This is a genomic window from Microbacterium oxydans (assembly GCF_000956405.1).
In the GTDB taxonomy this organism is placed as follows: domain Bacteria; phylum Actinomycetota; class Actinomycetes; order Actinomycetales; family Microbacteriaceae; genus Microbacterium; species Microbacterium oxydans_C.
On the sequence record NZ_JYIV01000025.1, the window covers coordinates 1 to 18,684 of the forward strand.

24 protein-coding genes and 3 tRNA genes are annotated in these 18,684 nt (G+C 67.0%); 20 read left to right on the top strand and 7 right to left on the bottom strand.

The window, feature by feature from the left end; all coding sequences use genetic code 11:
* The first annotated feature begins 256 nt into the window (after positions 1 to 256).
* Together RN51_RS08650 and RN51_RS08655 are read left to right on the top strand one after the other, a co-directional pair.
* A complete protein-coding gene (locus RN51_RS08650; RefSeq protein ID WP_045263656.1) occupies positions 257 to 1,186 on the top strand; it encodes a PfkB family carbohydrate kinase in 930 nt (309 codons plus the stop codon).
* Positions 1,187 to 1,272: 86 nt separating this feature from the next.
* A tRNA-Tyr gene (locus RN51_RS08655) sits at positions 1,273 to 1,357 on the top strand.
* Positions 1,358 to 1,421: 64 nt separating this feature from the next.
* On the opposite strand, the gene RN51_RS08660 is transcribed toward RN51_RS08655, so the two are convergent.
* Positions 1,422 to 1,820, bottom strand: coding sequence for a hypothetical protein (locus RN51_RS08660; RefSeq protein WP_045263657.1), 399 nt, complete (start codon positions 1,818 to 1,820; stop codon positions 1,422 to 1,424).
* 68 nt (positions 1,821 to 1,888) lie between these two features.
* On the opposite strand from RN51_RS08660, the gene RN51_RS08665 reads away from it, so the two are divergent.
* The 10 genes from RN51_RS08665 (at position 1,889) to RN51_RS08710 (ending at position 9,361) form a co-directional block, all read left to right on the top strand.
* Positions 1,889 to 2,305, top strand: coding sequence for a helix-turn-helix domain-containing protein (locus tag RN51_RS08665; protein ID WP_197073217.1), 417 nt, complete (start codon positions 1,889 to 1,891; stop codon positions 2,303 to 2,305).
* Complete coding sequence (locus RN51_RS17985; RefSeq protein WP_052674652.1) at positions 2,298 to 3,170, top strand: alpha/beta fold hydrolase; 873 nt, start codon at positions 2,298 to 2,300, stop codon at positions 3,168 to 3,170. Before RN51_RS08665 ends, RN51_RS17985 begins: the two co-directional genes overlap by 8 nt.
* A 630-nt stretch (positions 3,171 to 3,800) precedes the next feature.
* Entirely contained in the window at positions 3,801 to 4,436 is a 636-nt protein-coding gene (locus RN51_RS17990; RefSeq protein ID WP_052674653.1) for a DUF2510 domain-containing protein, read from the top strand.
* Positions 4,437 to 4,475: 39 nt separating this feature from the next.
* Entirely contained in the window at positions 4,476 to 4,967 is a 492-nt protein-coding gene (locus tag RN51_RS08680; protein WP_045263658.1) for an FBP domain-containing protein, read from the top strand.
* A gap of 46 nt (positions 4,968 to 5,013) precedes the next feature.
* Entirely contained in the window at positions 5,014 to 5,814 is an 801-nt protein-coding gene (locus RN51_RS08685) for an enoyl-CoA hydratase/isomerase family protein (protein ID WP_045263659.1), read from the top strand.
* 118 nt (positions 5,815 to 5,932) lie between these two features.
* Entirely contained in the window at positions 5,933 to 6,961 is a 1,029-nt protein-coding gene (locus tag RN51_RS08690) for a hypothetical protein (RefSeq protein WP_197073218.1), read from the top strand.
* Positions 6,958 to 7,752 carry an inositol monophosphatase family protein gene (locus RN51_RS08695; protein WP_045263660.1) on the top strand — a complete coding sequence of 265 codons (795 nt, stop codon included), beginning with the start codon at positions 6,958 to 6,960 and terminating at the stop codon, positions 7,750 to 7,752. The genes RN51_RS08690 and RN51_RS08695 overlap by 4 nt, the downstream gene beginning before the upstream one ends.
* Positions 7,753 to 7,873: 121 nt before the next feature.
* Positions 7,874 to 9,112, top strand: coding sequence for a M23 family metallopeptidase (locus tag RN51_RS08700; protein WP_045263661.1), 1,239 nt, complete (start codon positions 7,874 to 7,876; stop codon positions 9,110 to 9,112).
* Between the two features lie 68 nt (positions 9,113 to 9,180).
* Positions 9,181 to 9,252: transfer RNA gene (locus RN51_RS08705), tRNA-Thr, on the top strand.
* 35 nt (positions 9,253 to 9,287) lie between these two features.
* Positions 9,288 to 9,361: transfer RNA gene (locus tag RN51_RS08710), tRNA-Met, on the top strand.
* An 80-nt stretch (positions 9,362 to 9,441) separates the two neighbouring features.
* Here RN51_RS08710 and RN51_RS08715 read toward each other — a convergent pair.
* Complete coding sequence (locus RN51_RS08715) at positions 9,442 to 9,714, bottom strand: hypothetical protein (RefSeq protein WP_045263662.1); 273 nt, start codon at positions 9,712 to 9,714, stop codon at positions 9,442 to 9,444.
* Positions 9,715 to 9,828: 114 nt separating this feature from the next.
* On the opposite strand from RN51_RS08715, the gene RN51_RS08720 reads away from it, so the two are divergent.
* Positions 9,829 to 10,164 carry an L-rhamnose mutarotase gene (locus RN51_RS08720; protein WP_045263663.1) on the top strand — a complete coding sequence of 112 codons (336 nt, stop codon included), beginning with the start codon at positions 9,829 to 9,831 and terminating at the stop codon, positions 10,162 to 10,164.
* 80 nt (positions 10,165 to 10,244) lie between these two features.
* On the top strand, positions 10,245 to 11,135 hold the full coding sequence (locus RN51_RS08725; RefSeq protein WP_231579261.1) for a zinc-binding alcohol dehydrogenase family protein: 891 nt from the start codon (positions 10,245 to 10,247) through the stop codon (positions 11,133 to 11,135).
* On the opposite strand, the gene RN51_RS08730 is transcribed toward RN51_RS08725, so the two are convergent.
* The 4 genes from RN51_RS08730 to RN51_RS08745 form a co-directional block, all read right to left on the bottom strand.
* Complete coding sequence (locus RN51_RS08730; protein WP_045263664.1) at positions 11,132 to 11,986, bottom strand: CPBP family intramembrane glutamic endopeptidase; 855 nt, start codon at positions 11,984 to 11,986, stop codon at positions 11,132 to 11,134. The genes RN51_RS08725 and RN51_RS08730 overlap by 4 nt on opposite strands.
* 75 nt (positions 11,987 to 12,061) lie before the next feature.
* A complete protein-coding gene (locus tag RN51_RS08735) occupies positions 12,062 to 12,370 on the bottom strand; it encodes a hypothetical protein (protein WP_045263665.1) in 309 nt (102 codons plus the stop codon).
* A gap of 121 nt (positions 12,371 to 12,491) precedes the next feature.
* Complete coding sequence (locus tag RN51_RS08740; protein WP_045263666.1) at positions 12,492 to 14,162, bottom strand: MDR family MFS transporter; 1,671 nt, start codon at positions 14,160 to 14,162, stop codon at positions 12,492 to 12,494.
* The gene (locus RN51_RS08745; protein ID WP_045263667.1) at positions 14,163 to 14,774 is read right to left on the bottom strand and encodes a TetR/AcrR family transcriptional regulator; all 612 of its coding nucleotides are present in this window, start codon (positions 14,772 to 14,774) and stop codon (positions 14,163 to 14,165) included. It lies immediately after the preceding gene.
* 174 nt (positions 14,775 to 14,948) lie between these two features.
* Between RN51_RS08745 and RN51_RS08750 the strand changes: the two genes are divergently transcribed.
* The 5 genes from RN51_RS08750 to RN51_RS08770 all read left to right on the top strand — a co-directional run bounded on the left by RN51_RS08750 (position 14,949) and on the right by RN51_RS08770 (position 17,311).
* Positions 14,949 to 15,392: an Asp23/Gls24 family envelope stress response protein gene (locus tag RN51_RS08750; RefSeq protein WP_082066535.1), complete on the top strand. Its 444-nt coding sequence runs from the start codon at positions 14,949 to 14,951 to the stop codon at positions 15,390 to 15,392.
* A gap of 58 nt (positions 15,393 to 15,450) precedes the next feature.
* A complete protein-coding gene (locus RN51_RS08755; RefSeq protein WP_045263668.1) occupies positions 15,451 to 15,624 on the top strand; it encodes a CsbD family protein in 174 nt (57 codons plus the stop codon).
* 123 nt (positions 15,625 to 15,747) lie between these two features.
* Positions 15,748 to 16,314: an RNA polymerase sigma factor gene (locus RN51_RS08760; protein WP_045263669.1), complete on the top strand. Its 567-nt coding sequence runs from the start codon at positions 15,748 to 15,750 to the stop codon at positions 16,312 to 16,314.
* Positions 16,311 to 16,916 (top strand): hypothetical protein, encoded by a 606-nt coding sequence (locus RN51_RS08765; protein WP_045263670.1) that lies wholly within the window; start codon positions 16,311 to 16,313, stop codon positions 16,914 to 16,916. The genes RN51_RS08760 and RN51_RS08765 overlap by 4 nt, the downstream gene beginning before the upstream one ends.
* Entirely contained in the window at positions 16,913 to 17,311 is a 399-nt protein-coding gene (locus RN51_RS08770) for a hypothetical protein (RefSeq protein WP_231579262.1), read from the top strand. The genes RN51_RS08765 and RN51_RS08770 overlap by 4 nt, the downstream gene beginning before the upstream one ends.
* Positions 17,312 to 17,374: 63 nt before the next feature.
* On the opposite strand, the gene RN51_RS08775 is transcribed toward RN51_RS08770, so the two are convergent.
* On the bottom strand, positions 17,375 to 18,223 hold the full coding sequence (locus RN51_RS08775) for an SDR family oxidoreductase (protein WP_045263672.1): 849 nt from the start codon (positions 18,221 to 18,223) through the stop codon (positions 17,375 to 17,377).
* Between the two features lie 93 nt (positions 18,224 to 18,316).
* Here RN51_RS08775 and RN51_RS08780 point away from each other — a divergent pair, with 93 nt between their 5' ends.
* Entirely contained in the window at positions 18,317 to 18,682 is a 366-nt protein-coding gene (locus tag RN51_RS08780; RefSeq protein WP_045263673.1) for a winged helix-turn-helix transcriptional regulator, read from the top strand.
* The last annotated feature ends 2 nt before the right edge of the window (positions 18,683 to 18,684 follow it).

Here is an 18,684-nt window from a genome sequence, read left to right on the forward strand (position 1 = left end):
GGGGTGGGGGAGGGCGTGCCGGGCCCCTCCGTGCTGGTCGCGTCCGGGCTGGGTGTCTCACTCGCTGAGGGGCTCGTCGTTGATCCACTAGTGTCCGCCTGCGGCGAGCACGCCGTCAGGGCGAGGAGGAGGGTCATGGCCGCGGCAGCGCTGGTGAGGCGGGGGTTCATGGCCACACCGTACCGCTCCGTGGCATCGAGAGACGAGAGCATCGCGGTATCGCCGTGGTCTCCCGACGTCGCGATAAAGTCGGCGGGTGAGCAACGTGACTTCCTCCGCCGGTTCCGTGGTCGTGATCGGTGATGCCCTGATCGATGAGATCCGCGATGATGCGGGGGTGCGCGAGCTCGTCGGCGGAGCTGCCTTGAACGTGGCCGTCGGTCTGCGTCGCTTGGGGGTGGAGACCACGCTGATCGCGATGCTCGGTGACGACGAGGCGGGCGCCCACATCCGTGAGTACCTCGAGGATCACGGGGTGACTCTGATCGCGAGCGAGGGGCCTCATGGCTCGTCTCGGGCCGTGGTGCAGCGGGCGCGGAACGGCGAGCCGCAGTACGTCTTCAACGAAGCAGCGCAGAAGCGCAGCATCCGATACTCCGACGAGGCACGTGGGGCGATCGCCGATGCTGCGCTCGTCGCGATCAGCTGCTTCCCCTTCGACGTGCCGACAGAGGTCGATGCCCTCGTCGATGCCCTGGGCGATGCGAGGGTCGCGGTCGACCCGAACCCTCGCACCGGGATGCTCAGAGACCGTGAGGAGTTCGTGCGCGGGTTCGAGCGGGTGGCGACGTCGGCCGCCATCGTCAAGGTAGGAGCCGATGATGCATCGATCCTGTACGACGGCGACCTCGATTCTCTGCGGGCGCGACTCCGCAGCCTCGGTGCCGCTGCCGTGCTCGCGACCGCGGGCTCGGACGGCGCCACGATCGATGCGGAGGCCGGTGTCGTGTCTGCGCCCATCGCACAGCTTCCCGGAGCGGTGATCGACACCGTCGGGGCGGGAGACGCGACGCTCGCGGCTGTCTCCGAGGGCCTGGTCGCTTCGTCGCCGTCCGACCTGGGGGAGTGGCGCGCACTGCTGCTCCGCGCCATGGAGGTCGCCGCTGCGACCTGCCGCGCGGAGGGAGGTCTGCTGCGGACACCGGAGTCGCTGGCCGACTCCGGACGTGGCGTGAACGGCAGCTGACGTTTCGATTTCTTGGACCCGCCTCCGACAGGTATGCTTGTCTCTCGTGCCCCCGGTTGGCTGTCGAAGTCGGACGGGTGCGCTCTGGCGAGTTACCCAAGCGGCCAAAGGGATCTGACTGTAAATCAGACTGCACTGCATTCGGGGGTTCGAATCCCTCACTCGCCACCATCATCATCACGAAGAAGGCCGCCAAGAAGCCGGCGGCTTTCTTCGTTCCTGGGCCGAGTGTCACTCAGACCTCACTCCACCCCAGCCTCACCTCTGCGGCCAGCAGCGCTCCGCCCGCCGGCATCGGGAACCACGTGCCTTCCCATCCGCCGTAGCGGTTGTCGTCGACAAAGTCGAGAGCCAGTTCGATGCGAGCCTCGCGGCTGAGGTCGTCAGAGGCGTCCTCGTCGTCCAGGAAGAGCTGTCCCTGAGAGCGGAGGCTTGCGAGGAGGGCGTCTGCGACGTTGTCGGCTACTTCCTCGGTGGCACGGGCGAACTCGATGACAGTCGCTGAGCCGTCCGGTCGCCAGCCATACGTGTCCTCATCGTTGTCCCGCTCGATCACGCGCCCGCTGCCGAGCAGTTCCGTGACGATGCCCTCCGACCCGAGTCTGTGCCCACGGGCTTGACGCCGAGGATCCATGCGACATGTCGGCGCGGCACCAGCAGGCCCGAATGTACGTTTCAATGCGTTTGTGTCAGTATGAGTACGTGAGCGAACTCTTGAGCGTGGATGACGTTGCAGAACGATTGCACCTGCGACCCAGGACGATCCGCGACTACATTCGGACTGGTCGTCTCCGAGCGACACGCATCGGCAAGCAGTATCGAATCCGCATCGAGGACCTCTACCTCATCGAACAGCGAGGTGCTGCGCATCCCCAGAAGATCGGTGGCGGGCCAGTAGCCAGCGCGACGATCGCGGTTCGCATCGAAGCGGCGGATCTGCGTCAGGAGGAACGAGTGTTCTCGCTTCTCAATGTCGTCGGCGGGTTTCCAGGGGTGGCGCTGCAAGTCGTGCGCGCATCGGAGGGCGGGGCGATGCAGGTCGTAGCGACCGGCTCCCTCGACGCGGCTCTCGACGTGCTCACGCGGATCAGTAATGCGATGGAGGTAACCGATGACTGACAACAGGCGATTCCGGACTGCCGTCGGCGAGAACGAGGTCCGGCACTCGTACGAGGCTCTCATCGCGAAACACATCCCGGACGTCGTTCGGCGCACCGTCCCGACTTCGATAGGTCCGGTTGCAACCCTGACGACCGGCCCGGAGAGCGGAACCCCTGTTGTTCTCCTGCATGGCTCTGGGGCGACGGCACTCTCGTGGGCTCCGGTCCTTTTGCGGCTGTCAGACCAGTACCGTCTCCACGCAATTGACCTGCCCGGAGAGGCGGGTGCGAGCACGCCCACTCGGGTGCCGTTCGTTGCGGAAGAGCAGGCACGGTGGCTCGCCGAAGTGCACCGTGAGCTAGTTGACCGGCCGGCGGTGTTCGTTGGCGTCTCCGTCGGCGGCTGGATCGCGACGGCGTTGGCGGTTCATGAGCCGCAACGCGTCTCGCGCCTCGTGCTCCAGTCCGCAAGCGGCTTCGGTCCTCGGAAGACATTTCCGCTCGTCCTCGCGGGGGTGCTCTCGATGCTCGGGGATCGTGGGCGACGTCAGGCGCTGGCGTACCTGACTGGACCGCGCGCCGACGCAGGGCATCGGTCGATGATGCAGCGCGACATCGACGCTTTCGCCCTGCGCACGTTCGCGCACTTCGTGCCCCGCACCGACGCGCTGCCCGAGCACGACGGTGCAGACCTGGCGCGGATTCGCGCACAGATAACTGCCGCCTATGGTGCCGAGGACAGAATGCTGGACGCGAGCGCCGCGGCCCGAAAGTTGCGGACGACATTCCCGACAGCGACGGTCGATCTTCGCGAGCGGGTCGGGCACCTGATTGACGACCAGGCAACCCTCACCCGCCAACAGCTCAGCGCGATCATCCCATAGCCGCTGAGGGGAAGCTTTCGTACCGCGCGAGGCTCTGCGGGCTCGCTGCGGTACCGGACGCGACGGCCGTCGAGGAGATAGTTCCCGACGTTGAAGCGTGGGCGACCGAACTCCTGCAGGCACGCAACAGCCTCGCCCACTCAGGCAACGACGATGCCCAACGTGGCATCTTCGAACTGGCGGACGTCGTCACTTCTCGCCCTGGTGCTCATGGTTGAGATCGCGTTGCCCGCAGAGGTCCAACGACGTGCGGCATCGAGTTTCTCGATGACCTCGGGCCTCGTCGAACATCCCCCTCGGATTCGGGGCTGCAGCCGTCCCCACTCATGCACAGCGAACTAGCGGTGTGGAGCGGAGCTCAGCCAGAGCCGACGATGGCCCAACCGCACGCCGCTTAGTAGCGCGCTCACGCCAGTGGATTCGGCAGTGCACATGGTGCCCATGAACCCTGAAGCCTCACGGCATCGCAGAGATACGCGAACAGCCCATCACCTCCGCGGAGAAGCGCAGAGATCTAAGGCCCACGCGATCACCGCGAGGGCCTTCTCTCGTTGGTGTGACCCCTCGCTGTAAATAGGGTGGTGACATGTCGCCGATGATCCGCACCCAGTCCGACGTTCGGATTCGATCGTGACCGCGCCCGCAGGCTGGTACGTCGATGACCAGGGCTCGACGCGGTGGTGGGACGGTTCCCGGTGGGGTGAGGACGCGCCGGTCGTAGCGACATCACCGGAGTTCCCTTCGGTCCCTGAGGGGAGCGATACGAACACGGCATGGGTCTGGTTGATCGTGCTTCTCCCTGTGCTGAGCGCGATCGCGACCATCGGCTATCTCGTGCAGATGCAGCAGGGGATGTTCGAGGTGCTCGCGGTCGTGCCGATGGATGGCTCGTCGTCACTCGACGTGGACAGGTTCATCGCTGCGGAGTTCAACGCCTTCCTCACGCCGTGGTACCTGGTCCTGACGCTGTCGGGCTGGGTGGTCTACGGGCTCTCCGTGTGGTTCGCCGCCCTGGATGCCCGAGAGCTCGCAGCGCGGGGGTTCGTTCGTCCGTTCCCCTGGGCGTGGACCTTCCTGTCCTCGTTGGTCTATGTGATCGGCCGCCACGTGGTGATCCGTCGGCGGGGCGGAAGGACTCTGGCACCGCTCGTGGTCACGATCGCGATCCAGGTCGTCATGCTCCTCGCGGCATCCGTCTGGGTGTCCGTGTTCGCCGCGCAGCTGTTCGAGACGGTGTTCGAGATGGCCACGACCCGGCGACTGTGACGCGGCCCCGCCCCGCGAACGGTTTCCTAGACTGGAGGGATGCGACCGCTCACCGAAGCCGACGTCCGGGCATCGTTCGTCAATGCGGATGATGACGAGCTGCGTCTGATGGAGATGCCTCATGACTTCCTGCTCGTCGACTGGGACTACCTCGACTTCTTCGCCTGGCAGGATCCGGGCGCGAGTCGGCGTGGCTACGTGCTGATCCCGCACGACGATGACGTGATCGGAGTGGTGCTGCGCGCGACGGACCCGGGGCGGGCGCGCTCGGGCATGTGCAACATCTGCCACACGATGCAGCCGGGCAACCAGGTCGCCCTCCTCTCCGCGCGTCGAGCCGGCGAAGCGGGTAAGCGGGGAGACTCGTTCGGCACCTACATGTGCGCCGACCTCTCCTGTCATGAGAACGTGCGTCTCGCCCACCCGCTGGCACCGAACGAGATCAGATCTCCCGGACAGGTCGACTTCCGCCTCGACGGCACCCGCCGACGGATGGAGAGCTTCGTCTCGCAGGTCTGGGAGCGGGTCTGATCGCGGTTACGCTGGTGCGACACGTTCTGCGCTCGAAGGAGAAGCCATGACTGATGCCATCCTGTTCGCCGTCGAAGAGGGAATGGCCAGGCTCACGCTGAACCGCCCCGCTCGTCTCAACGCCTTCAACGCCGATCTGGCGCACGCGTGGAAGGATGCGACGGCCGAGGCGACATCGCGTGTCGACGTGAAGGCGATCCTCCTCGATGCCGCGGGTCCTGCGTTCTGCGCCGGGGGAGACGTGATCGACATGGCCACGACGATGGGCGCTTCCGGGGCGGAGATCACGGCGCTCGCCGAGGTCATCAACTCGGGCATCCGCTCCCTGACGGAATCGGCGGTGCCTGTCGTCGCGGCAGCCCACGGCACGACCGCAGGCGGAGGGCTGGGGATCCTGCTGTGCAGCGACTACGCCGTGGTGGGCTCTAGGTCGAAACTCGGCAGCCTGTACGCGAACATCGGGCTGACCCCCGATCTGTCCGTCTCCGCGCAGCTCGCCCGTGCCGTCGGACAGCGTCGCGCACTGCAGCTCGTGCTGCAGGACCGACTGCTCACGGCGGGGGAGGCCGTGGAGTGGGGGCTCGTCGCCGAAGCCGTCGAGGGCGCGGACGCCGCCGCCGAGGCGGAGAGTGTGCGAGCGCGCGGCGAGGAGATCGCCCGCTTCTGGCTGGCGGGCGCTGCCGATGCCTACGGTCAAGCGAAACGACTGGTGCGCGCGCAGCCGGAGCGTTCCTTCATCGAGCAGCTGAGCGAGGAAGCGCGCTCGATCGGTGCCGCGCTCGAGACTCCCGGCGCGCAGGCCCGCGTCGCTGCCTTCGCGGCAGCGTCTGCGAAGAAGGCCGGCTGACCTCTCCTCCCCAGGCGGAATGAAAGCGACAGGTTTCACTCGCGGGGCCGAGAGCCCCCGGGGAACCGCTGGCGTGCATGGCAGGATGAAGGCATCGCCGCTCGACGAGAGGATCGCCATGTCCCAGCCGGACATCACCACGCATCAACAGCAGGGTGAGAAGAAGAACATGTCGCTGTTGATCAGAGGCTCTCTATGGATCGCCATCGGCGCCCTCATCGCCGCGGCCCTCGTGTGCGTCATCTGGGTGCTCATCGGTGATCAGGATGGTCTGATCGGTCGCGCGTTCCTCACGATCCTGCTGCTGGCCGCGTTCGCGGGGATCGCGATCCTCGAAGCCGGGCTCGCGCCGAACCGCCCCGACTGGCTGCAGTTGGCGAGCATGGTGAGCTGGATCGTCGCTCTCCTCGTCGGTGCCGTGAAGATCTGGCTTCCGGAAGACGGGTTCTACTTCGGTGCGGAGCGCTTCTTCCAGCTGCTCCTCGTCATCGGCATCCTCCAGCTGGCGCTGCTGCACGTACGTCTGTTCACGCCGGCAGCTCAGCGGTATGTCACGACGTTCACGCGCGTCATCTACATCGTGACGATCACGTTCCTCGCCGGTCTGGTCGGCATGCTCGTGTTCTTCCTCGCGTTCCCGAACACGTTCCACTACGGCGAGCTGTACTGGCGCATCGTGGTCGCCCTCACGATCCTCGTGGCGGTGGGCACGACGCTGATCCCCCTTCTCAACGCGCTCTTCGCGCCGAAGAAGAAGACCTCGGCCGACCGTGCCGTCGCGTCGGCGCCGTCCTGGCCGACCTACGCCGACGGCATCACGCCGCTGCCCGCGCTGCCCGATGCGTCTCCCGACTGGAACGCGTACTACACCGGGTACCCGACCGTCGCCCCGCCGCAGCATGCACTCGCGCCTGCGCCCGCATCGACATTCCCGGTGGTGCCGCAGCCTGTGCCGCCGCAACCTGCGGCACCCCAGTTCTCCCAGCCCGCTGCACCCCAGTTCGCGCCGCCAGCGGAGTCAGCGCCCGCGGTCCCGGGCGAGCACCCGGTGCCCCCTGTCCCGACCGCCCAGCCGGTGGTCTCCCCGCAGGAGGCTTCGCCCGCCTTCCCGCCGCCGCCGCCCGCACCCCGGCAGCCCGAGCAGTGACGCTGGAACTCGATCTCCGCGACCTGGCCACCGAGGTCGCGGAGGAGGCCGGCCAGCTCGCGCGGCGCCGACGACAAGAGGGGGTGCGTCTGGCGGCGACGAAGTCGTCGATGGCGGACATCGTCACGGAAGCCGACCGCGAGGTCGAAGCGCTCATCCGTTCGCGTCTCCTCGCGGCGCGGGCTGACGACGGCTTCCTCGGGGAGGAGACCGGGGCGGAGGTCGGAAGCAGCGGGATCACGTGGATCGTCGACCCGATCGACGGCACCGTGAACTATGCGTACGGCATCCCTGCATACAACGTGAGCATCGCCGCGGTCCGTGGCGAACCGAACCCCGAGACCTGGGAAGCACTCGCGGGTGTCGTCAACGCTCCGGCGCTCGGAGAGACCTTCGCGGCGGCCCGAGGCCATGGCGCGTGGTCGAACGGTGTCCGTCTCGCGGTGACCGACACGACCCCGGCGGGAGCCCTCCTCGCCACGGGCTTCGGTTACGACCCGGCCACCCACGACGGCGACATCGCGACCGTGGCGCGGGTCATGCCGATGGCCCGCGATGTTCGACGCATGGGCGCGGCGGCGCTCGACCTGGCCTTCGTCGCCGCAGGGCGGTTGGACGGGTACTTCGAGCGGGGCCTTCGCCCGTGGGACTTCGCTGCCGGTGCGCTCCTCGTCGAGGAAGCGGGTGGCGCCGTATCCCGAGTCGACATCGACTCCCCGCGCCCGATGCTGATCGCCGGAGGTGCGGATGTACACGCCCGTCTGCTCGCGATCCTCGCGGAGAACCAGTGAACGATTCATGGCATTCTCAGCCTGGTCAGGGTAGGGTTTATCCGATCGTTACTTTCATCACCCGAAGGTGAAAGTCAAAGTTTGCGCCCCCCGAGCATGACGCACGACCGAGAGAAACGCTTTGCCCTTCGAGAACTCCCAGGCTGCCGCTGCGCCCACGCGCCGATCCAGCCGACTCCGCACTGCGGCCTCTGAGGCCCCCGCGGCGGGACCGACGGCACCCATTTCTGCCGCGGAGTCCACCGCCGTCGCCCTCGCTGCTGTCGCCCCGCTTTCCCGCCGAGCCGCCCGTCAACGTCAGGTGCCTGACGAGGTGGCCGTCGATGCGCTGATCGAGCCCTTCGCCGCGACGAACTCGGAGCCCGTCATCGCCGAGGTCCCTGCGGTTCCCGTCGCTCCGGAGATCGTCGATACACCGGCGGCCCCGACCGGCGGAACTGAGGGAGCCCCGCGCGAACCGGCTGACGAAGCCGACGCGTTCGAGCGTGCGTCCCGCGCCTTCCGTGCGACGGGTTCGGTTCCGACGGTTCCCACGGCTGAGCGCTCGCGGCCCGCAGAGGGGCCGGACGCTGAGCCCGTCGTCCCCTCGCATGTGGCACCTCGTCGCCCCCGCAGCCTCCGCAAGGCGGTCACGGTCGGAGCGACAGTGGGCGTGATGAGCCTCGCCGGCCTCCTCGCGGTGTCCATGACGCTCCCCGCGGAGGCGGTCGCCGGTGTTCGGGGCGGCTCGGCCGCATCGATGTCGCTGGTGTCTGCAGCTGCCGCCGACTCGAAGGATGCGGCGGACACCGAGATCCAGGCCTTCGTCGCCCCCTCCGGCGTGGAGAATGTCGCCCTCACCCGCGCCGATGACTTCAGCACGGTCTCGCTCGCCGAGGTCGCGGCAGAGCAGGGAATCAACTACTCGGGCGAGATCTTCACGAACGACCCGGACGCCGCCATCCAGTGGCCGTTCCTCGTCGGTGTGGGCATGAGCTACGGGTACGGCATGCGCAGCGGCCGGCTCCACGAGGGGATCGACTTCGTGCCGGGCAACGGTGCGCCGATCCAGGCGATCGCCGACGGCACGGTCCGCATCGCCACCGAGCAGGGCGCGGCCTTCGGTGTCACGGTGTACATCGACCACGTCATCGACGGCCAGGTCATCACGAGCCACTACTCGCACATGCAGTACGGTTCCCTGCAGGTCAAGGCGGGCGACACCGTCAAGGTCGGCGACATCGTCGGCAAGACGGGCAACACCGGCCGCTCCTACGGCGCGCACCTGCACTTCGAGCTCATCGTCAACGGAACGACCATCGATCCGATGCCGTGGCTCAAGAAGAATGCCGGCCGTACGTCGCTGACCGCAGAGGACTGACCGGCTCGATTTCATGAGGACGCCACAGTAATGGTATTCTCGTACGGTTGCCCCGCGAGGGGCAGCACGCCCCGATAGCTCAGTGGCAGAGCACTTCCATGGTAAGGAAGGGGTCGTCAGTTCAATCCTGACTCGGGGCTCGCAAGCATTCTTCTCACGCGGACGGATGCCTCGCGGCAGGGTAGCTCAGCTGGTTAGAGCGCACGACTCATAATCGTGAGGTCGCGGGTTCAAGCCCCGCTCCTGCTACAGATCAAGACCCCGGTTCGCCGGGGTTTTTCTGTGTCCGCACCAGTGCGCCGACGGTCCGGAGCGACAGGGTGAGCGTGTCAGTGCTGGATGCCAGCGCCGGGTCCGTGGCGGTCCTCGAACTCGCGGATGGCCACAACCGCTCGACGGTATTCCACGATGCCCACACCGATCCCGATAAGGAACAGAGCAACACCGATGAGCCGCAACACGCCGCCATCGAACACGAGCACGACCGTCGACCCGGTCAGCATGAGCGCTGAGAACGCGATCGTGTAGATGGCCCAGCTTCGCCTGCGCTGCAAGACCATCCGCTGCTGGATGAGGGACGGCTCTGCGGTGGGCTCGCTCATGCGGAGAGCCTACCCGCGGTGAAAACCGACCGGTGTTGGCCGCAATCCTGCAACGACCGCACCGGCTGGGCAATATCGTGGCAGGAGTATCGAACTCGACGGAGAAGGAGCGGCATGCGCATCGCACTGCACTCGGTGATCGCAGAAGGTGCGATCGACGACTACCGGACTCATCACGCGCGAGTCCCCGATGGGCTGCGAGACCTGTTCGGTGTCGCGGGGATCGAGGACTGGACCATCTGGCGCTCCGGCCGCGATCTGTTCCATCTCGTCGAGTGCGAGGACTTCGACGCGGCCATGCGCGTGGTCAACGCCTCGCCGACGAACGATGCCTGGCAGGCCGACATCGGACGATTCGTCGAAGGCTTCCACGGGCCCGATGGCGAAGACGCCTTCACGCCTATCGAAGAGGTGTGGGCGCTCTCCACCCAGCGAGCCACAGACGTCTGAGGTCCGCGAGCGCTCCCGGTATCTTTCGGATACCTGGAGCGCTTGCGGGTAACCAGAGGGCCCCGGATAGCGTGATGGGCATGGCAACGACGACCCCCGTCGACGTGAAGGTGCGCGCCGGGGCTCCACGCACGGGAGCGCCACGGGTCCTGGGCTACGACGCCGCAGGGATCGTGGTCGCCGTCGGAGAGGGGTCGACCCGCTTCGCCGTGGGGGATCGCGTGTTCTACGCCGGGCAGATCGATCGTTCAGGCACCAATGCACGGTTCCACCTGGTGAACGAGAACATCGTCGGCCATGCACCTCGCTCGCTGCCCGTCGCCGAGACGGCCGCATTGCCGCTGACGGTCATCACCGCGTGGGAGAGCCTCTTCGACCGTCTGGCGCTCACCCGTGAGAGCCAGGGCGTTCTCCTCGTGATCGGGGCCGCGGGAGGCGTCGGCTCGCTGATCATCCAGCTCGCGAAGGCCCTCACGCGTCTCGAGGTCATCGCCGTGGCCTCACGTCCGGAGACGGCGGAGTGGGTGCGTGAGATGGGGGCTGACCACGTCGTCGGCCGTGACTTCGCCGGTGAGGTGTCGGCACTCGCCCCCGCCGGCGTCGACTACGTTTTCACCTCGTTCACGCCCGGCAACGTCAAGGCGATCGCCGATGTGATCCGTCCGCGTGGACAGGTCGTCTCCATCGACGAGACCGGCGGCAGCATCGACGCCCTCAAGGCGAAGAGCGCGACCTGGCATTGGGAGCTCATGTTCACGAGCCCCGTCACCGACCCCGCCGACCACTACCAGCACGACCTGCTGGAGACCGTCGCGGACATGGTGGACGCAGGAACCCTCCGCACCACGCTGACGACGCACCTCACTCCGCTGAGCGCCGCGACCATGCGTCAGGCGCACGGCATCGTGGAGGCCTCCAGGACGATCGGCAAGGTCGTCGTCACCGATTGGCCCGAGGCGCCCCGCTCCTAGCGCTGCGGAGCGTCGAAGGCGGGTCCGACCTCATCCGCTGCGGTGACTGCGACACCGACACGTCCGCGGATGAAGAACAGCAGCACGAGACCGAGCACGATCACGGCGGGGTTGCCGAGCCCCGCCAGCGTCGAGACCGGACCCTCGACCGGATAGGCCGTGTGCAGGAAGATGCTCGGGTCGGTGCTGGCGTGCAGCAGGATCGGCGCGAGGAGTGTGCCCGTGACCCGCATGGCGAGGTACATGCAGATTCCGAACGCGAACGTGTAGACGAGCTGGAACGCGGTGGCGAAGACGGACTGGCCGCTGAGGACGTTCCCGGCATGGAGCCCGGCGAAGACCGCGGCCGAGATCACCGCCACGACGATCTCGCGGTGGCCGGCCTTGCGGAGCATGTTCACGACGAGACCGCGGGTGAGCACCTCTTCGGCGAATCCGATGAAGACGCCGGCGAGCAACCAGGTCGCGACCACCTGGAACCCGGCCTCGCCGTAGTCGACGCTGAGCAGGTGCAGGACGTTGAACAGCAATACCACCACGATCGCGATCCACATCCAACCGCGGCCCGTGATGGGCTGCCGTCTGAACAGCTCCCCGAGCCAGCCGACCGACGCGGCGAAGCCGATGAGGAGCAGACACCCGACGAGGACCGGAAGTGCGTAGAAGACGAGGATGCCGGCGGGACCGGTCGGGTCCTCGATGATGTTCGCGAGAGGAGCGAACGCGAACGACAGTGCGTTGTAGAGCACGAAGTAGACGGCGGCCAGAAGGAGGGCGCGCCACCAGCCGCCCTTCTCCCAGAATCGCTTCCAGGGGGTGCCGGTCGTGTCGGCCGGGGCGGGTGCGGTCACGAGCGCTCCAGGACTGAGGGGACGGTTCTCTCGATCAGTGTGGCGCAGCCGCAGTCATCGCGTCCATCCACCGCGTCATCGCGGGCGCGTCCCTCGCCCCGCCCTGCCTGTCGGCGGCGGCATGCGGGGGATCGGGATCGGGCGGGTGGCGCGGGATGTGTCGTGGAAGCGCTGAACGGCGGTGAGCACGTCGTCCACAGACGAGTAACGCAGAGCGAGGGGGAGATCGCGCAGCCAGAGCACCTCGACCTCCGTCGGCGCGTCCTCGTAGACCCGGCACACGACCCGCCTGTGGTCGACCTCCGGGTACTGCAGGTCGACGACGGCCCAATCCGTGGTGCTGACCTGCTCGAGGGCGAACCGTGAGCCTGGTACGCGATCCATCATTCTCCTGACTGTCCCCACGATGAAGCATGCGCCCAAGCGAGCCTTGGTGGGAGCCCCTTGACAGACCGCGGCCCCTGCTCCAGAGGGGCAGGGGCCGCGGTGCTCCAGGCTGCGGTGTTCATCGAGAGGGGGGCGCCGAGTCCGACTCCGGGTGTGCACCGGTCGACGCGGCGGTGGTTCCCGACCACTCGACGCCCCGTTGCTCGGCCTCCAGACGCTCCGCTTCCTCCCCGCTGATGGCCTCGCCCCGGGCCACGAGTCCCGCGGTGTCTGACAGGGGGATCTGCTTCAGGAACAGGGAGAGCAGCAGCGCGAGGGCGATGAACGGCACGAGGTACCAGAACACCGGGGCGAGAGCATCCGCATATGCGGTGACGATGCCCTCGCGCACCTCATCCGGCAGAGAGTTGAGAGTCGAGGGGTCGATCGTCGATGCGGCCTGGGAAGCGGCATCGGGCGATGCGCCCGCGCCGGCGAAGACGCCGAGCAGGTTCTCGGTCAGACGCGTGGTGAAGATGGTGCCGAAGACCGCGGTGCCGAGCGACGCACCCACTTCGCGGAAGTAGTTGTTCGTGCTGGTCGCGGTACCGATCTCACCCGCCGGGACCGCGTTCTGCACGACCAGCACGACGACCTGCATGATGAGGCCGAGACCGGCACCGAACACGAACAGGAACACGCAGATCAGCCAGATGGGAGTCGACGCCGAAAGGGTCGTCATCGCGACCATGGCGATACCCGTGATGATCGTGCCGAGGATCGGATAGATCTTGTATCTGCCGGTCTTCGAGATCGCGATTCCGGAGAAGATCGACGTGCCCATGAGGCCGACCATCATCGGGATCATCAGCAGGCCGGATTCCGCCGCAGAGGTGCCGGACGACATCTGCAGGAACGTCGGTACGAACCCGATCGCCGCGAACATGCCGATTCCGAGCACCAGGCCGATCGCCGTGGCGTTGACGAAGATCGGGTTGCGGAACAGGCTCAGCGGGATGATCGGGTCCTGCACCCGCGACTCGGTGATCACGAATGCCGTCGCCGCGACGACGAGCCCGGCGCCCCACGCCCAGGTCGCGAGAGAGTCCCATCCGAACTCCTTGTCACCGCCGAAGTCGGTGAAGAAGATGAGGCAGGTGGTGGCGATCGAGAGGAAGACGACCCCGAAGATGTCGATCGGCTTCTCGGCCTTCTTGCTCGGCAGCTTGAGCGCGACGAGAGCGATGATGAAGGCCGCGATCCCGACCGGGATGTTGATGTAGAACGCCCACTGCCAGGTCAGGTGATCCACGAAGTAGCCGCCCAGGAGAGGGCCGGCTACGGCCGAGAGGCCGAACACCGCGCCGAGCGGACCCATGTACTTGCCGCGCTCGTTGGCGGGCACGATGTCGGCGATGATCGCCTGGGACAGGATCATCAGACCGCCGCCGCCGAGACCCTGCAGGGCGCGGAACACGACGAACATCCAGAAGTCCGTGGCGAACGCGCAGCCGACGGATGCCAGCGTGAACAGCGCGATCGCGACGAGGAACAGGTTGCGCCGGCCCAGCACGTCGCCGAACTTGCCGTAGATGGGCATCACGATCGTGGTGGCGAGCAGGTAGGCGGTGGTGATCCACACCTGGTGGTCGACACCGCCGAGCTGTCCCACGATCGTCGGCATCGCGGTGGACACGATGGTCTGGTCGAGGCTGGAGAGCAGCATGCCCGCGATGAGGGCGCTGAAGATGATCCAGATGCGGCGCTTCGTGAGCAGGAAGGGCGCATCCTTCGTGGCGGTGGCGGACATTCAACGGGCTTTCTGTGACGGTGCGTAGAGCGAACGGGCGAGGTCGAGGCGGCGGGCGATGAGGTCGGCGAACGGTTCGGTGGACTGGTGATGCAGGAGCTGGTCCATGCTCATGCGCACGAGCGCACCGACGGTGTGGACGACCACCTCGGCGCGGAGTTCGGCATCGGGGTCACCCGCGGTACGACGGAGGATCAGGGCCTGGTCGCGTTGCTCGTTCTTGGCGAGCTGTTCGAAGGCGGCCTTGAGCAGCCGCGGCTCCTGCTCGATCACGGCGAACACCGCGGGCGCGTCATCCACAGGGTTGAAGAGCTCGAAACGACGGATCGTCAACTCGATGAAGTCGTCGAGGAGGTCTCCGTGCTGCGTGACGAACTCCTCTTCAAGAGCTTGCTGGCGGGAATCGATCGTGGCGAAGCCGAAGACCGCGTTCTCCTTGCTCTCGAAGTAGTTGAAGAACGTGCGCCGCGAGACTCCGACCTCGGCGCACAGCTCCTCGACCGTGAACCCGGCGAACCCCTTCTCTGCGGTCAATCGGCGTGCGGCGTCGGTGAGGGCTCGCGACGTCTCGCGCTTGCGCTGTTCCCGCAAAGATTCTGCACTGTCGCTCATGGAGTGCAATATTGCACTTCAAAGCTTGGAGTGCACTGTGAGCCGAGGCTCCGCCCTCTGAAGAAAGTTCGGATTGATTTGTGACATCCGCTGCTCGCGATCCGTCCTAGTCATAGCGTCGCCGACCGCGACCGGCGCCCCTCTGCGGGCGGCCCACGGATGAAGGAGCCCATGATGGCGAACACGACTCCGGGCACGCAGCCCGAGATCCACGTCGAAGCACCACTGCAGGGGGCTGCGGTGGGCACGACGACGATCGAGGATGCGGTGGTCGCGAAGATCGCCGGCATCGCCGCGCGGGATGTCGACGGGGTTCATGCACTCGGCGGGGGCGCCGCGCGCATGGTAGGAGCCATCCGGGACGCCTTCAACACGACCGACCTCTCGCAGGGAGTGTCTGTCGCGGTCGGCGAGGCGCAGATCACCGTCGACATCACGATCGTCGCCGAGTATCCGGTCGCCCTGCAGAAGGTCGCCGACGAGGTCAGGGCGGCCATCCACCGCGATCTCGTCGACCTGGCAGGGGCGGATCTCGTGGAGGTCAACGTCACGATCGACGATGTGCACGTCCCCTCGGACGACGTCGAGGGCGACACCACCGTGGCGGCGAGCGAGTAGTCGCCACGTCGAGGACTCGGCTCCGAGATCCGGGGCCGTAACGAGAAAGGGAGAAGCAATGAGCGCTGAAGACAAGATCAAGGCCACAGCCGAGAAGGTCGCCGGAAAGGCCAAGGAGACCGTGGGCAAGGTCATCAACGATGACAAGCTCGTCGCCGAGGGCAAGGCCGAGCAGGCCAAGGGCAACGTGCGCGATGCTGCGGAGGACGTGAAGGACGCGTTCAAGAAGTAGGCGGGACCGGGGGAGAGGCCGCACCGCCTCTCCCCGATCCCTCACAGGCGGGTGAGACATGATCCGATCCGACGGGGCAGCTGTTCCGAATTCCTTCGGGGATCGGATCGAGGGGTGGGGTAGATGGAGAAGGAACGCTTTCGGACAGCGCTCGAGGATGCGGATGACGGCATCGTCGCCGGACGGGCGATGGATGGGGACGTCGAGGCGTTCGCCGTCTTGGTGCGCAGGTATACGCCGATGATGCGCGCCTATACGCAGCGGATGCTGAACGCCTCCGCCGACGTCGACGACATCGTGCAGGAGTCCTTCGTGGTCGCGTGGCAGCGGTTCGGCGAACTCGAGGATCCGGCGAAGGTCAAGAGCTGGTTGATGCGGATCGTCAGTCGCAAGGCGGTCGACCGCATCCGTGCGATCCGACCGGCCGTCGACATCGACTCGATTGACCGCCCGGCACCTCTTCACGCCGCACCGTCCGCTGTGGTCGAGGCTCGTGCCGGTGTCGCTGCCCTCGGTGCTGCTCTGCGGGAACTGCCCGACGCCCAACGCGAGTGCTGGGTGCTTCGCGAGATCGGCGGATACACCTATGAGGAGATCTCGGAGCAGTTGGATATCCCGGTCTCCACGGCGCGCGGCCTGCTGGCCCGCGCCAGAAAATACATGATCGTACGGATGGAGGAGTGGCGATGACCGACGACAGAGACGCGCCTGAAATCCGCAGACTCGGACTGGAACCCACCGACCTCGACGGGCACACCCTGGACGAGCTCACCGACTACCTCGACGCCGGAAGACGACCGGCCGACCGCTCCATCGACGAGTCGCCCGGGTGTCAGCTGGCCTTGGATGCGCTCGAGCGCCTGCGTGGGCTCGGTGCGGAACTCCTCGCCGCGGAGGCCGCGGCCGAACCCGAGGTCGATGACAGCTGGGTCGACCGGATTCTGAGCGGCATCGCGATGGATGCGCGGGCGGGGCGTCGCATCCCCTTCGAGTCACCGGATCCGAAGGCCGATCTCGCCATCACAGAGGGGGCTGTCCGCGGTCTCGTGCGTTCCGCGGAAGATGCCGTTCCCGGACTGCTCATCGGTCGCTGCAGGCTGGAGGGTGACGTGTCCCAGCCTGGTGCTCCGATCCGCGTCGGGATCGATGCGAGCGCGCTGCACGGGCAGCCGATCCCCAGGGTCGCGGAAGAGCTTCGTGTCGAGGTGGATCGGCGCCTTCGCGCGCACACCGAGTTGAACGTGGTCGCGATCGACATCGCGATCCGAGACATCCGGGAGGTGTCGTCGTGAGCGGGGGAGAGCTGATGCAGGCGGAGGAGCGGGACGAGCTCGCCGCGGCGATCGAGGCGACCCTGAGGTCGACTCCTGGCGTGCGCAGCGTATACAGGTCCGGGTCCGTGATCTCCCAGCTGCTGCGGCTGGGGGCTGAGGCCATCGGCGCCCGCAAGGACGATGAGCCCATGGTCTCTGTGGCCGTCGGCGATGACGGGGTTGCCGTCGAGGCGACACTCGGCGTGGAGTTCACGGCGAGATCGGGCGACATCCTCCACGCCGGGCGCGGGGCCATCGACGCGCTGCTCGATGCCCGAGGCCTGCGGCGCGAGAGCATCACGCTCACGGTGGCACACGTGCAGCCTGCGCAGGTGGATCCCGCAGACCGTCCTCAGGCGCCTGCGACGTCCTGAGCCCCGGAACCACCGAGTGCCGCGGTCCGGGGGGACGGCGGCACTCGGTCTTCAGGGAGTCGATCAGGCGGAGGCGGCCCGGAGCCCCTCCACGAGAGGCGTGGTGGGGCGGCCGATGAGTCGAGCGAGCGTGCCGTCGGTGTCGGCGAGCGCACCGTCCTTGATCCCGGCGTCGAGGGCGGCGACGAAGCCTGCCGTCCCTTCGTCGAGGCCCGCTTCACGGAGCGCGGCGATCTGGTCGTCGGAGTCGAGCGGCACGAACGAGACCTCGCGTCCCGTGACCTCGGCGAAGGCGGCGGCGAGGTCGGAGTAGTTCCAGGCGACGTCGCCGCCGAGTTCGTACACCTCGCCGATGTGACCGTCCTCGAGTGCGACGACGGCTGCGGCCTCGGCGTAGTCCTTGCGGCTCGCGGAAGCCACTCGTCCCTCGCCGGTGCCTGCGGCGAGCACGCCCGTCTCCCCGGCGCGGGTGAGGTCAGCGGCGTAGTTCTCGGTGTACCAGTTGTTGCGCAGGATCACGGCCGGCAGCTCGGCCGCGGCGATGAGCTCTTCCGTCGCCTTGTGCTCGGGAGCCAGGATGAGGTCGCTCGTGGTGGCCTTCGGGGCGCTCGTGTAGACGAACTTGGAGACACCCGCTGCCTTCGCGGCATCGATGACCGTCCGGTGCTGCGGCACCCGCTGGCCGACCTCGGAGCCGGACACCAGGATGACGGTGTCGACGCCCTCGAGCGCAGTCGCGATCGATGCGGGGTCCGTGTAGTCGAGATGCGCCACGCGCACGCCGAGGCCTGCGGCCTTCGCGGTGTCGCGAGCCCCTGCCACGATCGACTGGGGGTCGGCCCCGCGCTCGAGCAGGCTGGCGATGATGAGGCGGCCGAGGTTGCCGGTCGCACCCGTGACGAGGATGGTCATGAGGGTCCTTTCGTAAGTGACACCCACGACAACCGTCGACCGACCTTGCTGCATTCCGATCTGATGGTACCCACTTTGAAGTAAGGTACCCACATGACGGTTAGTTTCGCGCAGATAAAGGAATCCACTCCGTTCGTGTTCGACCAGAACTGCGGCACGCGCGTCGTCCTCGATCACATCATGAGCAAGTGGGGAGTGCTCGTGCTCTCCTGCCTCTCCGACGGCACCCACCGCTGGGGCGCCCTGCGCAGGGAGGTCGACGGCATCAGCGAGAAGATGCTCGCCTCGACGCTCCGGACGCTCGCCGATGACGGCCTCGTGCACAGGGAGTCCCTCCCGACCGTGCCCCCGCACGTGGAGTACAGTCTGACGCCGCTGGGGCGCGACCTGATGGAGCGCATGCTGCCGCTGATGGAGTGGGTCGCTGATCATGCCGACGGCATGCTTGAAAGAGGCTGATT

Excerpts from the sequence above, each read along its gene's own strand:
- RN51_RS08690 (WP_197073218.1), top strand. The coding sequence starts at position 5,933 with ATGTCCCAGCCGGACATCACCACGCATCAACAGCAGGGTGAGAAGAAG.
- RN51_RS08685 (WP_045263659.1), top strand. The coding sequence starts at position 5,014 with ATGACTGATGCCATCCTGTTCGCCGTCGAAGAGGGAATGGCCAGGCTC.
- RN51_RS08740 (WP_045263666.1), bottom strand. The coding sequence starts at position 14,162 with ATGTCCGCCACCGCCACGAAGGATGCGCCCTTCCTGCTCACGAAGCGC.
- RN51_RS08755 (WP_045263668.1), top strand. The coding sequence starts at position 15,451 with ATGAGCGCTGAAGACAAGATCAAGGCCACAGCCGAGAAGGTCGCCGGA.
- RN51_RS08725 (WP_231579261.1), top strand. The coding sequence starts at position 10,245 with ATGGCAACGACGACCCCCGTCGACGTGAAGGTGCGCGCCGGGGCTCCA.
- RN51_RS08660 (WP_045263657.1), bottom strand. The coding sequence starts at position 1,820 with ATGGATCCTCGGCGTCAAGCCCGTGGGCACAGACTCGGGTCGGAGGGC.
- RN51_RS17985 (WP_052674652.1), top strand. The coding sequence starts at position 2,298 with ATGACTGACAACAGGCGATTCCGGACTGCCGTCGGCGAGAACGAGGTC.
- RN51_RS08760 (WP_045263669.1), top strand. The coding sequence starts at position 15,748 with ATGGAGAAGGAACGCTTTCGGACAGCGCTCGAGGATGCGGATGACGGC.
- RN51_RS08745 (WP_045263667.1), bottom strand. The coding sequence starts at position 14,774 with ATGAGCGACAGTGCAGAATCTTTGCGGGAACAGCGCAAGCGCGAGACG.
- RN51_RS08775 (WP_045263672.1), bottom strand. The coding sequence starts at position 18,223 with ATGACCATCCTCGTCACGGGTGCGACCGGCAACCTCGGCCGCCTCATC.
- RN51_RS08715 (WP_045263662.1), bottom strand. The coding sequence starts at position 9,714 with ATGAGCGAGCCCACCGCAGAGCCGTCCCTCATCCAGCAGCGGATGGTC.
- RN51_RS08780 (WP_045263673.1), top strand. The coding sequence starts at position 18,317 with ATGACGGTTAGTTTCGCGCAGATAAAGGAATCCACTCCGTTCGTGTTC.
- RN51_RS08735 (WP_045263665.1), bottom strand. The coding sequence starts at position 12,370 with ATGGATCGCGTACCAGGCTCACGGTTCGCCCTCGAGCAGGTCAGCACC.
- RN51_RS08765 (WP_045263670.1), top strand. The coding sequence starts at position 16,311 with ATGACCGACGACAGAGACGCGCCTGAAATCCGCAGACTCGGACTGGAA.
- RN51_RS08680 (WP_045263658.1), top strand. The coding sequence starts at position 4,476 with ATGCGACCGCTCACCGAAGCCGACGTCCGGGCATCGTTCGTCAATGCG.
- RN51_RS08750 (WP_082066535.1), top strand. The coding sequence starts at position 14,949 with ATGGCGAACACGACTCCGGGCACGCAGCCCGAGATCCACGTCGAAGCA.
- RN51_RS08720 (WP_045263663.1), top strand. The coding sequence starts at position 9,829 with ATGCGCATCGCACTGCACTCGGTGATCGCAGAAGGTGCGATCGACGAC.